General features: G+C 30.5%; 13 protein-coding genes. 9 read left to right on the top strand and 4 right to left on the bottom strand.

The genetic code is table 11. From position 1 onward, the window contains the following. Nucleotides 1-85: 85 nt before the first annotated feature. From QVZ41_RS05075 to QVZ41_RS05040, 8 genes are all read left to right on the top strand, one after another. Entirely contained in the window at nt 86-670 is a 585-nt protein-coding gene (locus QVZ41_RS05075) for a hypothetical protein (RefSeq protein ID WP_302883459.1), read from the top strand. Between the two features lie 48 nt (nt 671-718). Then, nucleotides 719-1,303, top strand: a complete 585-nt coding sequence (locus QVZ41_RS05070) for a hypothetical protein (protein WP_302883458.1) — start codon at nt 719-721, stop codon at nt 1,301-1,303. A gap of 47 nt (nt 1,304-1,350) precedes the next feature. Then, on the top strand, nt 1,351-1,935 hold the full coding sequence (locus QVZ41_RS05065) for a hypothetical protein (RefSeq protein WP_302883457.1): 585 nt from the start codon (nt 1,351-1,353) through the stop codon (nt 1,933-1,935). Nucleotides 1,936-1,975: 40 nt separating this feature from the next. Continuing rightward, nucleotides 1,976-2,590 (top strand): hypothetical protein, encoded by a 615-nt coding sequence (locus tag QVZ41_RS05060; protein WP_302883456.1) that lies wholly within the window; start codon nt 1,976-1,978, stop codon nt 2,588-2,590. Nucleotides 2,591-2,852: 262 nt separating this feature from the next. Beyond that, nucleotides 2,853-3,716, top strand: a complete 864-nt coding sequence (locus QVZ41_RS05055; RefSeq protein WP_068827853.1) for a sigma-70 family RNA polymerase sigma factor — start codon at nt 2,853-2,855, stop codon at nt 3,714-3,716. A 25-nt stretch (nt 3,717-3,741) separates the two neighbouring features. Further along, nucleotides 3,742-4,398, top strand: a complete 657-nt coding sequence (rpe, locus tag QVZ41_RS05050) for a ribulose-phosphate 3-epimerase (protein ID WP_302883455.1) — start codon at nt 3,742-3,744, stop codon at nt 4,396-4,398. A gap of 47 nt (nt 4,399-4,445) precedes the next feature. Then, nucleotides 4,446-5,099, top strand: coding sequence for a fructose-6-phosphate aldolase (gene fsa / locus QVZ41_RS05045; protein WP_073118327.1), 654 nt, complete (start codon nt 4,446-4,448; stop codon nt 5,097-5,099). Between the two features lie 127 nt (nt 5,100-5,226). Then, nucleotides 5,227-6,009, top strand: a complete 783-nt coding sequence (locus tag QVZ41_RS05040; RefSeq protein ID WP_302883454.1) for a glucose 1-dehydrogenase — start codon at nt 5,227-5,229, stop codon at nt 6,007-6,009. 46 nt (nt 6,010-6,055) lie between these two features. On the opposite strand, the gene QVZ41_RS05035 is transcribed toward QVZ41_RS05040, so the two are convergent. Next, entirely contained in the window at nt 6,056-6,850 is a 795-nt protein-coding gene (locus tag QVZ41_RS05035) for a DUF2797 domain-containing protein (RefSeq protein ID WP_302883453.1), read from the bottom strand. Nucleotides 6,851-6,915: 65 nt separating this feature from the next. Between QVZ41_RS05035 and QVZ41_RS05030 the strand changes: the two genes are divergently transcribed. Next, nucleotides 6,916-8,454: a GH3 auxin-responsive promoter family protein gene (locus tag QVZ41_RS05030; protein WP_302883452.1), complete on the top strand. Its 1,539-nt coding sequence runs from the start codon at nt 6,916-6,918 to the stop codon at nt 8,452-8,454. On the opposite strand, the gene QVZ41_RS05025 is transcribed toward QVZ41_RS05030, so the two are convergent. The 3 genes from QVZ41_RS05025 to porM form a co-directional block, all read right to left on the bottom strand. Next, nucleotides 8,438-10,213 carry a lysophospholipid acyltransferase family protein gene (locus QVZ41_RS05025; RefSeq protein WP_302883451.1) on the bottom strand — a complete coding sequence of 592 codons (1,776 nt, stop codon included), beginning with the start codon at nt 10,211-10,213 and terminating at the stop codon, nt 8,438-8,440. The genes QVZ41_RS05030 and QVZ41_RS05025 overlap by 17 nt on opposite strands. A gap of 93 nt (nt 10,214-10,306) precedes the next feature. After that, a complete protein-coding gene (porN, locus tag QVZ41_RS05020) occupies nt 10,307-11,218 on the bottom strand; it encodes a type IX secretion system ring subunit PorN/GldN (protein ID WP_302883450.1) in 912 nt (303 codons plus the stop codon). 8 nt (nt 11,219-11,226) lie between these two features. Then, entirely contained in the window at nt 11,227-12,786 is a 1,560-nt protein-coding gene (porM, locus tag QVZ41_RS05015; protein ID WP_302883449.1) for a type IX secretion system motor protein PorM/GldM, read from the bottom strand. Nucleotides 12,787-12,836: the final 50 nt, after the last annotated feature.

Below are 12,836 nucleotides of genomic sequence, written 5' to 3'. Positions count from 1 at the left end.
ATAAAGTTCTTCCAATGTTGGTGAAATTTAAGGAGTAAATATTTTTATTCTAAAAAAATATATGAACCTAAATAAAATAACTACAATGATTAAGTACCTATTTTTATTCCTGATAACATCTACTATATATTCTCAGGAAAATGATTATTTTACTGAACCTCTTAACAAAATGAATGGTGTTTTTAACATTCCCGAAGGTTATAAAATTGAAGATTCTAATATTGAAGATACTTGGTGTTGGGATGGCAAAACTGATAGTGGTATTTTTAAAACTCTTTCTAAGAAGGATGAAAGTATTTTGATAGGAGTAATTATTAGTTGTCCAGATGAAAATACTATAAAAGTAGCAAGAAAGTACGTTCCAGATTGGACCGCTGACACCAATTATATTAATACTTTTAAAAATATGTCAGATACGATCAATTACCCAGTTCGATATTATGCAACCTCTTATGTAAAAGAAAAATTAAATGCAGACAAAGCCGTGGAATATAGCAGAGGATGTACCAGAAGTTATAAAGAAAAATACACACATAATAAAATAGTGATGATTGGTAAAAATGATGTTGGTTTTATTCAAGTAGATTTTTTATATACAGATGCTGCTAAAAAAACTATTTATGATGAAATTGATAGAGTACTTCCAATGTTGGTGAAATTTAAGGAGTAAACATTTTTTATTCTAAAAAAATATATGAACCTAAATAAAATAACTATGATGATTAAGTACCTATTTTTATTCCTGATAACATCTACCATATATTCTCAAGAAAATGATTTTTTTATTGAGAACCTTAATAAAATAAATGGTGTTTTTAACATTCCCGAAGGTTATAAGGTTGAAGATTCTAATATTGAATATACTTGGTGTTGGGATGGCAAAAATGAAAGTGGAATTTTAAAGACTATTTCTAATACGGATGAAAGTATTGTGATAGGTATTAGTGTTACTTATGCAGATGAAAATACGGTAAAAGTAGCAAGAAGTTATAACCCAGAATGGACAATAGACACCAGTTATATTAATACGTTTAAAAACATGCCAGATACCATCAATTACCCAGTTCGTTATTATGCAATTTCTTATGTACAAGAAAAATTAAATGCAGACAAGGCTGTGGAATTTAGTAGAGGATGTACCAGAAGTTATAAAGAAAAATACACCCATAATAAAATAGTGATGATTGGTAAAAATGATGTTGGTTTTTTTCAAGTAGATTTTTTATATACAGATACTGCTGAAAAAACTATTTATGATGAAATTGATAAAGTTCTTCCAATGTTGGTGAAATTTAAGGAGTAAATATTTTTATTCTAAAAAAATATATGAACCTAAATAAAATAACTACAATGATTAAGTACCTATTTTTATTCCTGATAACATCTACCATATATTCTCAAGAAAATGATTTTTTTATTGAGAACCTTAATAAAATAAATGGTGTTTTTAACATCCCCGAAGGTTATAAGGTTGAAGATTTTAATATAGAATATACTTGGTGTTGGGATGGCAAAAATGAAAGTGGAATTTTAAAGACTCTTTCTAATACGGATGAAAGTATTTTGATAGGAGTAATTATTAATTGTCCAGATGAAAATTCTATAAAAGTTGCTAGAAGTTATAACCCAGACTGGACAGCAGACACCAACTATATTAATGCTTTTAAAAATAAGGCAGATACCATCAATTACCCAGTTAGATATTATGCAACCTCTTATGTAAAAGAAAAGTTAAATGCAGACAGGGCTGTGGAATATAGTAGAGGATGTACCAGAAGTTATAAAGAAAAATACACCCATAATAAAATAGTGATGATAGGGAAAAAAGATGTTGGATATATTCAAATTGATTTTTTATATACAGATGCTGCTAAAAAAACTATTTATGATGAAATTGATAAAGTACTTCCAATGTTGGTGAAATTCAAGGAGTAAATAATTACCAAAAACTGTTTTAATGAATTTTTATAAAAATATGAAAATAAAAATAATGCTTTTTGGAATCTTGATTTTTAGTCAAGTTCATTCTCAAGATATAAAAACTGATGATTTTCAAAAAATGTTAGATCATCAAAACCTAAGTTTTAGTATACCTGAAGGTTTTCGAGTAGGAAAAAACATGCTTGATTACAATTGGTGTGAGGATAATCAGAATAATAAAAAAATTGTTAAAACACTTATTAGTGAGGATGAATCAATTTTAGTTGGTATTACACTACAACCGTTAGAAAGCGAAGAAACAATAGCACTAATTAAAAAAATGGTTCCAAATTATAATCCTGAATTGGCTTTTAACAAATATATTCTTAGCATAATAGACCCAACAGATAAATATTCTTTTAAATACGCTCCAGCTTTTTTGAAAAAAAAATTTAATGCAGATATAGGGTATATATTCAGAAGAGCTTGTACAAACAATTATTTAGACAAATACAGCAACAACAAAATTGTTATGATATCAAAAAAAGGACATGGTTTTTTTATGCTTAGTGTTTTGTATAAGGATGGTGTTGAAAACATAAAGCAAAAAATTATTAACCATATTTCTCATGTGTTAAAGTTTAAAGAAGAAAAAAAAGTCGAGGAATAATAAAACTCAATTTAACCCAAACAAACTTTGAGTCAAATATAAATTTCAACCTAATCCCTTTGAGATATAGCCACTTAGAGACAAATATCAGGACTGCTGTTGTTTAATGGAAATACTTTTTACAAAAAACATAAAAACTTGTTTATCAACAAACTACATATAAATCAAAAATAATTTTAAAATAACAACGTTATTTTTGTAACAAAAAATAAGATATACTCGTATTTAGATAGACATATTAAAGTTTAACAAGTAAAATTCAATGAGACAACTTAAAATCACCAAGCAGGTTACCAATCGTGAAACAGCTTCTTTAGATAAATACTTACAAGAAATTGGAAAAGTAGATTTAATTACTGCCGACATGGAGGTAGAATTAGCACAAAGAATTAAAGCTGGAGACCAGGCTGCTTTAGAGCGTTTAACCAAAGCAAACTTGCGTTTCGTAGTATCTGTAGCAAAACAGTACCAAAACCAAGGGTTGACTTTACCCGATTTAATTAACGAAGGAAACTTAGGATTGATTAAAGCGGCAAAACGTTTTGATGAAACTCGTGGTTTTAAATTTATCTCTTATGCTGTATGGTGGATTCGCCAATCTATTTTACAAGCTTTGGCAGAGCAATCTCGTATTGTACGTTTACCGTTAAACAAAATTGGTTCTATTAACAAAATCAATAAAATGTACGCTTTCTTAGAGCAAGAAAACGAACGTCCACCATCTGCAGAAGAAATTGCTAAGAAATTAGACATGACTGTAAATGATGTAAAAGAATCTATGAAAAACTCTGGTCGTCACGTATCTATGGATGCTCCATTAATTGAAGGTGAAGATTCTAACTTATATGATGTATTAAACTCTGGAGAGTCTCCAAACCCAGATAGAACTTTATTACACGAATCTTTAAAAGTAGAAATTGAACGTGCTTTAGAAACATTAACTCCAAGAGAAGCTGATGTAGTTCGTTTATACTTTGGTTTGGGAGAACACCAACCAATGACTTTAGAAGAAATTGGAGAAACTTTTGATTTAACTCGTGAACGTGTACGTCAAATTAAAGAAAAAGCCATTCGTAGATTAAAACATACTTCAAGAAGTAAAATTTTAATGACTTACTTAGGTTAGTCTAACCTACCATACAAAAACAAAGATGAGTAAATTAGTAGCTCCATCGGTATTAGCGGCCGATTTTGCAAACATCCAACGTGATGTAGAAATGATTAACAGTAGTGAAGCAGATTGGTTTCACATTGATATTATGGATGGGGTTTTTGTACCTAACATTTCTTTTGGAATGCCAGTAGTACAAGCCATTAAAAAACATGCTACCAAACCTTTAGATGTTCATTTAATGATTGTGAACCCTGATCAATACATTAAAACATTTAAAGAAATTGGAGCTGATATTTTAACCGTTCACTACGAAGCTTGTACACATTTACACAGAACCATTCAAGCTATCAAAGCAGAAGGAATGCAAGCAGGTGTGGCTTTAAATCCACATACCCCAATTTCTGTTTTAGAAGATATTATCCAAGAACTAGATTTAGTATGTATTATGAGTGTGAATCCTGGCTTTGGAGGACAATCATTCATAGAAAATACTTATACTAAAGTTCAACAACTAAAAAACCTAATCACTTTTAAAGGTTGCGATACCAAAATTGAAATTGATGGTGGCGTAACTAGTAAAAATGCAAACAATTTAATTGAGGTTGGTGCTGATGTATTGGTTGCAGGTAGTTTTGTTTTTGGATCAGAAGATCCAATTGAAACAGTAAAAGAATTAAAAGCATTAATTAACTAAGTGATATTAAACTTAATTTATACATTTAACAAAAAAAATTAAAACAGATGAAATTTTTTATCGATACTGCTGATTTAAAACAAATTGAAGAAGCACAAGCATTAGGTGTTTTAGATGGTGTTACAACCAACCCATCATTAATGGCTAAAGAAGGAATTAAAGGTGAAGCTAACATTATCAATCACTACAAAGCTATTTGCGAAATTGTAGATGGTGATGTAAGTGCTGAGGTAATTTCTACTGACTTTGACGGAATGGTTAGAGAAGGAGAAGCTTTGGCTGCTTTACACCCTCAAATTGTGGTAAAATTACCAATGATTAAAGATGGAATTAAAGCTTGTAGATATTTTAGTGCTAAAGGAATTAAAACCAATGTTACTTTGGTGTTTTCTGTAGGTCAAGCATTATTAGCTGCAAAAGCAGGTGCTACTTATGTATCTCCATTTATCGGTCGTTTAGATGATATTTCTACAGATGGTTTACACTTAATTAGTGAAATTAGAGAAGTATATGATAATTATGGTTTTGAAACTGAAATTTTAGCAGCTTCTGTAAGACACACAATGCATATTGTTGATTGTGCTAAAATTGGTGCTGATGTAATGACTGGACCTTTATCTGCAATTGAAGGTTTATTAAGACATCCTTTGACTGATAGCGGATTGGCTAAATTTTTAGAAGATGCAAAAAGTTTTCAATAAGAAAATTTAAATCATAAATAAAAGCGACTCAAATTTGAGTCGCTTTTTTTGTTAAAAAATATTGCTACACCCCCGTAATGGCTTCATTCTTGCATATTTTTTATATATAATATTAAAATATAATATCATGAAAAATAAAGTAATAATTATTACAGGAGCAGCAATGGGATTAGGATTAGCAACCGCTAAAGTATTAGCAAAAAAAGGAGCTAATTTGGTTTTGGTAGATTACAATGAAGAAGCTTTAAAAAATTCTGCTAAAGAAATACAAACAAATTATCCTGATATTAAAGTCACCACAGTTAAAGCAGACGTGTCTGATGAGGCACAAGTAAAAAATTATATTGATGTAGCTTTTGAAGAATTTGGAAAAATTGATGGTCTATACAATAATGCAGGTATTGAAGGTCGCCAAGCATCAATTGTAGATTATGATATGGATGTTTTCAAAAAAGTAATCGACATTAACTTAATGGGAGTTTATTATGGTTTACGCTATGTACTTCCAATCATGCAAAAACAAAATTACGGACGTATTGTAAATGTTGCTTCTGTAGGTGGTATCAGAGGAGTTATCAATCAAATGCCTTATGTAGCAAGCAAGCATGCTGTTTCTGGTATGACTAAAAATGCTGCTATTGAATATGGTAAATATGGAATTTTAACAAATGCCATAGCTCCAGGAGCAATACTTACAGACATGGTAGCAAATGCATTTAAACAAGTGAATCCTGAAGACCCTAAAGCTGCGGAAAAAGAATACGCTAGTAGAAATCCTACCAGAGCTCTAGGAGACCCGAAGGACGTGGGTAGCTTAGTATCTTTTTTAATTAGTGAAGAAAATGGGTATATAAACGGACAAACTATTGCTATAGACGGAGGAGAATCTAACTTATATGGAAATTCTTAATTCATATTATAGCATAAAAAAAGCAGAGATTTTATCTCTGCTTTTTTTATGCTATTTCTAAACTTACTTTATAACCTTCGTAAGACCTGATATTAAAAACCTTACCATCTTCAAAAATTAAATATTGTCCTTTAACTCCTTTTAAAACTCCCTCGTAAAAATTTTCTTTATCTAAATTTAGACAGTTTACTTTGGTTGGATAATTTTCAATAGGATAATTCAGTTCTAACACTTCATCTTCCTGAACATAATATTCTTTTGTTTCCTCTGGTAAATATTGTTTTAACTCCTGCTTTACTTTGATTAAATCTTCCTCGGCAACATCATTCTTTAACATTTTTTGCCAACTGGTTTTATCACTTACATGGTCCTTAAGGGCAACTTCTGTAATTCCTGCTAAATATCTGTTAGGTACTTCCACAAAAGGAATGGCTTTGTTAGCTCCTTGATCTATCCAACGAGTTGGAATTTGTGTTTTTCTAGTCACCCCTACTTTTACATTGCTAGACAGTGCTAGATACACTATATGTGGTTGCAATTGTGCTTTTTCTTCATAAGCCAAGTTTCTATCCTCAATTCCTAAATGTGCTTTACTTAACTCAGGTTTCATCACCCAATCCGCAACACTAGGTTGTTCATAAAAACATTCATAACAGTGTCCTTGTCTAAAAATCTTTTTCTCTTTTCCACAACTTAAACATTGATATCCTTCAAAAGTAATAGCAATTGATTTGTTTAACAATTGATTTAAATTCAATACATGATTATCTGTAGATAAGTAGTACTGAACCTGATCCTTATTTTCTGTGGTCATTTTTGTTAATACACCGTGGAATTTCATGGAAAAAAGTTATTTTAGTTGTTCAAAGATATTCATTTTTAACTTGTATTAGGCACTTAAAGTAGATGACATTACCCATACTAAACTCAATTATTTCATGGTTTCTTAAAAAAAGAAAACATCAAGTAGAGCTTTTTTTAAAATATCCTGTAGAAGTTCAAAACGAACAATTACTAAAACTTTTAGAAGCTGCAGCTAAAACTAGCTATGGTAAAAAATATCATTTCAAAAAATTAAACACCTATCAAGATTTTCAAAGTCAGGTTCCCTTAATGAACTACGAAGCTTTGAGTCCTTATATAGAAGAGCAAAGAAATACCGGAAAAAGTGTGCTTTGGGACAACAAAATAAAATGGTATGCAAAATCTAGCGGAACCACCAATGCCAAAAGTAAATTTATTCCTGTAAGTGAAGATGCCATTAAACAATGTCATTTTAAAGGCGGTAAAGACATGCTTACTTTATTTTATAACAACAATGAAGATGCAAAACTTTTTACAGGTAAAAATTTACGCTTGGGAGGAAGTAGTGCTGTGTATGAAAACAATGAATCTTATTTTGGCGATTTGTCTGCCATTATTATCGAAAACCTTCCTCTGTGGGCTGATATGAGTAGTGCTCCTAAACAAGAAGTTGCTTTGATGAGTGAATGGGAAGCTAAAATGGATGCCATTATTAAAGAAACTGTTGATGAAAATATCACAAGTTTGGCAGGGGTTCCTTCTTGGATGTTGGTATTATTAGAAAAAGTTTTAAAACATACAGGTAAAGATAATATTTTAGAAGTTTGGCCTAATTTAGAAGTCTATTTTCACGGAGGGGTAAACTTTTCTCCGTACAAAGAACAGTATAAAAAGTTAATTCCATCAGATACTTTTAAATACTACGAAACCTATAATGCTTCTGAAGGTTTTTTTGCCATTCAAGATCAAAACAACAGTGATGAATTATTACTAATGTTGGATTATGGTATTTTTTATGAGTTTATTCCTATGGATCAATACAACAGTGTAAACTCTAAAGCCATTCCTTTATCCGAAGTAGAAATCAACAAAAATTATGCTTTGGTCATTACTACCAATGCCGGTTTGTGGAGGTATATTATTGGAGATACCATTAAATTTACCTCAACTTTTCCACATCGAATTAAAATTACAGGAAGAACCAAACATTTTATCAATGCTTTTGGAGAAGAATTGATTATTGAAAATGCCGATGAAGCTTTAAAAATTGCTTGTAAAGAAACAAACTCAACTATTAAAGAATATACTGTAGCACCCGTTTTTATGGACGTTAAGACAAAAGGAAGTCACGAATGGCTAATTGAGTTTGAAGAACATCCAACTTGCTTAAAAACCTTTACAACGTCTTTAGACAATGCTTTAAAACAGATTAATTCCGACTACGAAGCAAAACGATACAAAGACATGACTTTAACAAGTCCCGTAGTAAGCATAGCCGATAAAAATTTATTCCACAGTTGGTTAAAAAGTAAAAACAAACTAGGAGGGCAACACAAAGTACCTAGATTGTATAACGATAGAACTTTTATAGATGAAATAAAACAGTTTACATTGGTAGAAAGCTTTAATTCTCCAGTGTAACGTCTTTTAAAATAGGCTCTATAGTTTCTTTTGGAATGTCTTTAATTCTCATAAAAATTAAAGCATCAATCGCATCATTAAAATCATTGTCAACATTATAGGCTACAAACTTTGCATTTTGTTTGATGTATTGTTTTATCAACACAGGTAGGCGTAATTTATCACCCTCAACTTCTTTAATGATATTGTCTAATTTTTTGACATCTCCATCAATAAAGTTCTTCATATAATCTAACTCATTTGGCGTTAAATCAATTTCAAATGGATTTTTGGAACTTATAAAATCTGCAACCTCATCATTTCTATAATAAGTTTCTAAAAAGCTCATCATTACAGATTTTGAATAATTGGTAAACAAATTACTAATGGTAGCTCCACCCATTAAATATTCATATTGAGGGTATTTAACAGTAACAGCTGCAATTCCTCTCCACAATAAAAATAAAGACATGGGTTTTTGTTGATACTCTGGCACAATAAAAGCCCTACCCATTTCTATGGTTTTAGGTAGTTTTTCATCCATTTCTGAAGTAAATCTAAAAAAAGTAGATACGTAAAAACTTTTAAAACCATTGCGACTAAAAACCTCTTCTCCCAATCCCATTCTGTAGGCACCTACAAACCGTTCATCTGTTTTATTCCACAAAATTAAATGATGGTAATAATCATCGTATTTATCTGTATCAATTTTTTTATTGGTTCCTTCTCCAATCAATCTAAAAGTCATTTCTCTTAACCTACCAATCTCTAACATTAAATTAGGAATTTCATCAGCCTTGGTTAAAAAGACTTCGTACTCATTAGAAATAAACAATCTTTTTTTATGCTCTCTAATAGTATCAATTTCTCTACAAATATCTTCATGATTTTTAGGCAAAGCAATCTCCTTTGCTTTTTTCATCAAGCGATTTCTATATTCTAAAATTTGTTTCTTTTTTCTTAAGAAAGATTTAGACAGCAAATAAGTTTTTCCTCTTAAAAAACTATTTAAAGTAGTGATGTCATCAATTTGTTCAATCTCTTTTTCTTTAATTGACGTTCCTATTTTGATATGAATAACCTGTTTGCTTTTGTTATTTAATTCTGAAGGTAATTTTAAGGTTCTTAAAACACCACTAATTTTTGCAAGTCGGTAAAACCAAAGGCTATTTTTAGCATGAAAGTAAATAGGCACTACCGGAACATTCGCTTTTTTAATCAGCTTAATGGCTCCTTCTTCCCATTTATTATCAACATAAATATTTCTTTCTTTAATGGTCGAAACTTCTCCGGCAGGAAAAATTCCTAGAGATTTTCCTTCTTTAAGATGTTTTAAAGCAGAAATAATTCCTTTTACACTTGAAATATCATCCTTTCTATCTTCAAAAGGATTTACAGGCATTACAAACGGTTTTAAAGGGTCTATTTTATGCAATAAAAAGTTCGCTATGATTTTATAATCAGGTCTGGCTTCTAATAAAATTCTAAGCAACAAAATACCATCTATTCCTCCAAGCGGATGATTAGATACAGAAATAAAAGCTCCCTCTTTGGGAATTTTAGCCAAGTCTGATTCAGAAATATGATACGTTATTCCATATTCCTTTAACAAACCATCTAAAAAAGGAATTCCTTCTTTGTGTTTGTGTTTGTCATAAACCTCATTGGCTTTATCTAGACGAGTTGCAAACAAAAAGAATCGTCCAACCCAATTACCTAATACAGGTATTTTGTCTAGCTTTAGTAATGCAGAAAAATCTTTAGAACTTACTAACGGCATAATCACACTTTAATTCATAGCTTACAAGAATAAAAAAAAACTTTCACAAATCGTGAAAGTTTTTCTTATATGTACATTAATAAAATAACACAATTAGTAAGTCCACATATCAGACTCTAAATCTCTTATTTCATCTTTAATATTTTGTGCTTCTCTTAATTGAAATAGAGAATTTCCTCTAATATATTCGTTAATACTTCTATTCCCAAACATATTTTCTTCTTTCACAATCACCGAAGCAAAATCTCTAATATTTAGTAAATAATCAAAAGATTCTGTATAAGCAGCAAAACCTCCTTTTATAGGGTGTGCATGATGTAACACATTTCTAGCATCAGGATAAAACACCCAAAATAAAGGATAAATGTCATTATCTACCACATCATCTCTACCAATAGTTTGCACATCTGGTGCCAATGGAGCAATGGCCAACAAACGATAATTCATTTGTCCAGTTCTTTTGTTAAAATACCAAATCCCTTTAATTTGATAAGCCTGAATATCTTGTGCTTTAATATAATTTTTGTCGATGTATTCATCAATATTAGTCTCCCCTTGATTTAGCATGTCATAACCATAACTAGCCGTATCTATTCTCACTAATTTTTTTTCTATTTCAGAAATAGGCAATTTATTAATGAATTGAGAATCTTCGTAAACCTCAACAATATTTCCGTTTTTAATATTGTCTAACAAATTAACAAATAACGATTTTGACGTTTCTGGATTGTTATCATCATTTACTGGATAATACAAACGAAAGTTTGCTTTTTGATACAAATCAATAGTTTCCCAAACTACTTTAGACCATAAGATATCTCTTTCATCAACATATTCATATGGTAATGGTTTATCTTGATCTACTCTGATACGATCCTCAGGCTTCATTCCAATTTCTGAAACTTTCTTAGCATTTAACAATCCATAATTAGACTGAGAAAATGCCATAGAAACTGTTGCAAAAAACAGAAATAAAAAGCTATTTATAAATTTATTATTTTTCATTCTAGTTATTAATTAGAAATTTCTACACTTATTGGCAATACCTCTTTAAGCTTATATGACGAATTTCCTACTATTGCGGCTCTTATACCAAAGATAGTAACAATATCTCCTCTACTTGCAGATTCAATTGCTTTTTGTGCTTGAGCATTCATTCTATCACCATTTACAATTACTGTTGTTTTTCCTGGTACTTTTACTTTAAAGCTTAACACATTTAAATCTAAATCAAAAACAAAATCAGGTAAACCAGCTGCTATAGATGATTTTGCTAAACTTGTTTTTGGCATACTAATAGAACCATATTCTCCACGAATACTCGCCATAGGAGCAGGAATATCTTTAATTCTAAACGTTACTGGTGCAGATTTTATTGTCTCACCAGCATCTGTTGTTCCAGTTACATTAATTTGAACAGAAGTACCAGCTCCTGGATTTAACACATAGCTAGATCCTCCTTTAGGTCTTAATCCGGGAGCATTTGCTTTTATTTTAGTTGGACTAATACCTGGTAAAGAAATTGTAATAGGATTTTCAATTCCTCTATACACTACATTCATTTTATCTGCAGAGATAATAGCTTGGTTTGAACCTGCAACTACAGAATAGTTACCAGTAATCGCTACAGGAATTTCTTTTCCGTTTTCCGTAAAAATAAACTTACCTATTATTGGTTGGTCTCCAACAGCTCCTGCTTTAAATTTGTATATTACTTTTCCATCATCAAAATTTGACTTAAGATCTATATTTTTTCCGTTGATTTCAACTTTTGTTGGAACTTTAGTATCATCTTTACTAGCCAAAAACACCTCTGCTCTTACTTCATCTCCTGGACTGTAAGTATTCTTATTCAATTTTACAAAAGCTTGTAATTGTGTTGCAGAACTTGCCTTTTTTAACCTTCCTGATACAAAATTTGTTAATGCTTCGTTTTCTATGTTTAATACCGCACTTTCCATGCTTGATAAAATAGCAATAGTACCTATGGTAGGAATTCCTTTAAAATTATATTCTAACCAATCTTTTTTTGTTATTCCATCAATTTTAACTGGCTCTGTATTAAAACTAGCATTGATTTGATTTACAATATTTGGATATGCTGAAATTAATTTTAACATTTCACCTCTATAAGTATCAACTGCTGTAACAAATTTATCTCCAGCTTTACTATTTTTATCACCCGCAAATAGAAACTCATCCATTAAGTCTCCTTTATCCATTTTTGTTGCAGGTAATTTCTCAGTTTCAGGATCTATTGGATTAGCTTCCTTAATTTTATTTTTTAATACTCTAATTTCAGCAATAAATTCTTTAGAGATTGCTTCTACATTTATAGCCGTTTGATATACCTCAGCATATTGTGCTGAATTCTCATTACTTAATTGCTTTAAATCTCCTAATGTTGCTTTATTTTTTTCAACCCCTTGTTCAATAGCATCTTCTGATCTTTCATACATTTTAGCAAATGCTTCCATTACCTCTACTGATACTTGCATAGCTAATAATGCTAGCAATACCAAGTACATAAGGTTAATCATTTTCTGCCTAGGGCTTAATTTTGCTCCTGCCATAAAGACTTAGTTTTTTTTAATTTAATACTAGATTTATTTATGATAGAGCT

Origin of the sequence: Wenyingzhuangia gilva (assembly GCF_030519655.1) — a bacterium.
Taxonomy (GTDB): domain Bacteria; phylum Bacteroidota; class Bacteroidia; order Flavobacteriales; family Flavobacteriaceae; genus Wenyingzhuangia; species Wenyingzhuangia gilva.
Note: the sequence above shows the minus strand (reverse complement) of the source record. Positions and strands in the feature narration are given on the sequence as shown.

Bases quoted from the DNA above. Each gene is read 5' to 3' on its own strand.
- fsa (WP_073118327.1), top strand. From the start codon at position 4,446: ATGAAATTTTTTATCGATACTGCTGATTTAAAACAAATTGAAGAAGCA.
- QVZ41_RS05065 (WP_302883457.1), top strand. From the start codon at position 1,351: ATGATTAAGTACCTATTTTTATTCCTGATAACATCTACCATATATTCT.
- porN (WP_302883450.1), bottom strand. From the start codon at position 11,218: ATGAAAAATAATAAATTTATAAATAGCTTTTTATTTCTGTTTTTTGCA.
- QVZ41_RS05060 (WP_302883456.1), top strand. From the start codon at position 1,976: ATGAAAATAAAAATAATGCTTTTTGGAATCTTGATTTTTAGTCAAGTT.
- QVZ41_RS05070 (WP_302883458.1), top strand. From the start codon at position 719: ATGATTAAGTACCTATTTTTATTCCTGATAACATCTACCATATATTCT.
- rpe (WP_302883455.1), top strand. From the start codon at position 3,742: ATGAGTAAATTAGTAGCTCCATCGGTATTAGCGGCCGATTTTGCAAAC.
- QVZ41_RS05075 (WP_302883459.1), top strand. From the start codon at position 86: ATGATTAAGTACCTATTTTTATTCCTGATAACATCTACTATATATTCT.
- QVZ41_RS05025 (WP_302883451.1), bottom strand. From the start codon at position 10,213: ATGCCGTTAGTAAGTTCTAAAGATTTTTCTGCATTACTAAAGCTAGAC.
- QVZ41_RS05035 (WP_302883453.1), bottom strand. From the start codon at position 6,850: ATGAAATTCCACGGTGTATTAACAAAAATGACCACAGAAAATAAGGAT.
- QVZ41_RS05030 (WP_302883452.1), top strand. From the start codon at position 6,916: ATGACATTACCCATACTAAACTCAATTATTTCATGGTTTCTTAAAAAA.
- QVZ41_RS05040 (WP_302883454.1), top strand. From the start codon at position 5,227: ATGAAAAATAAAGTAATAATTATTACAGGAGCAGCAATGGGATTAGGA.
- porM (WP_302883449.1), bottom strand. From the start codon at position 12,786: ATGGCAGGAGCAAAATTAAGCCCTAGGCAGAAAATGATTAACCTTATG.
- QVZ41_RS05055 (WP_068827853.1), top strand. From the start codon at position 2,853: ATGAGACAACTTAAAATCACCAAGCAGGTTACCAATCGTGAAACAGCT.